Origin of the sequence: Streptomyces sp. NPDC050147 (assembly GCF_040660195.1) — a bacterium.
In the GTDB taxonomy this organism is placed as follows: domain Bacteria; phylum Actinomycetota; class Actinomycetes; order Streptomycetales; family Streptomycetaceae; genus Streptomyces.
Genome location: NZ_JBFALJ010000065.1, coordinates 1 through 1,150 on the forward strand (window position 1 = coordinate 1; position 1,150 = coordinate 1,150).

Genomic DNA, 1,150 nt, shown 5'->3' on the forward strand with positions numbered 1-1,150 from the left:
TACTGACCTTGTTGGCGTGATGTCGCGAGGGCTGACAAGTCTTGGTTTTCGCAGTAGGCCGGTCATATGAGGTATCCGCAAGGGGGTGGGCTGACCGCGGAGCGACGGGTGTTTCGCGAGCACATCCGGATGCAGGCGGCCGAGTTATTCGTGCTCGGACACGACAATGCCGCCGTTGCTGGGCAGTTACGTGTCAGCGTGCGATCGGTACAGCGGTGGCATCAGGCATGGGAGCACGGCGGAACACCGGCTCTGGAGTCGAAGGGGCCGGCGTCCAGGCCCAGGCTGAGTGAGGCACTGTTCGAGGTGCTTGACCAGGAGCTGGCCAAGGGGCCGGTCGCGCACGGCTGGCCGGATCAGACCTGGACGCTGGCGCGGATCAAGACGCTGATCGGGCGCCGGTTCCACAAGAGCATGACGCTGTCGGCCATCGCGCAGATGCTGCACCGGCACGGCTTCAGCCACCAGGTCCCGGCCCGCCGCGCGACCGAGCGCGATGAACAAGCCGTCACCGGCTGGGTGAAGGAGACCTGGCCCCAGGTGGGAACGCCGTGGCGGCGCTCGGGGCCTGGCTCTGCTTCGAGGACGAAGCAGGCTTCTCGATGACGCCGCCCACCGCCCGCACCTGGGCCAGACGTGGCCACACACCCACCCTTCGGGTGCGGGGACGCTCCCAGCGCCGCATCTCCATTGCCGCTCTGGCCTGCTACAAGCAGGGCGAACGCTCACGCCTGATCTACCGGCCCAAGCGGCACGGCGACCACAAACGGGGCGGCAGACGCAGCTTCACCTGGACCGACTATCGCGACCTACTGACCGCCGCCCACCAGCAGCTCGGCAGACCGATTGTGCTCATCTGGGACAACTTGAACGTGCACAAAGACCGTCGGCTGCGGGAGTTCATCGACACCCAAGACTGGATCACCTGCTACTTCCTGCCGGCCTACGCACCCGACCTCAACCCCGTCGAGGGCATCTGGTCACTACTTCGACGCAGCAGCCAGGCCAACACCGCGTTCACCGACCCCGACCACCTCATGAGCACGCTTCGACACGGTCTCCGCCAGATCCAGTACCGCAGCAACCTCATCGACGGATGCCTCGCCGAAACCGGCCTCATCTTGACGACATCACGCCAACAAGGTCAGTA

General features: G+C 65.6%; 2 protein-coding genes. Both read left to right on the forward strand.

Going from position 1 to position 1,150, the window contains the following annotated elements; genetic code table 11:
- The first annotated feature begins 66 nt into the window (after positions 1–66).
- Positions 67–606 carry a winged helix-turn-helix domain-containing protein gene (locus AB0I94_RS41925; RefSeq protein ID WP_363315083.1) on the forward strand — a complete coding sequence of 180 codons (540 nt, stop codon included), beginning with the start codon at positions 67–69 and terminating at the stop codon, positions 604–606.
- On the forward strand, positions 603–1,150 hold a 548-nt coding region (locus AB0I94_RS41930), incomplete at its 3' end, for a transposase (RefSeq protein ID WP_363315084.1). The genes AB0I94_RS41925 and AB0I94_RS41930, both read left to right, overlap by 4 nt.

Excerpts from the sequence above, each read along its gene's own strand:
- AB0I94_RS41925 (WP_363315083.1), top strand. The coding sequence starts at position 67 with ATGAGGTATCCGCAAGGGGGTGGGCTGACCGCGGAGCGACGGGTGTTT.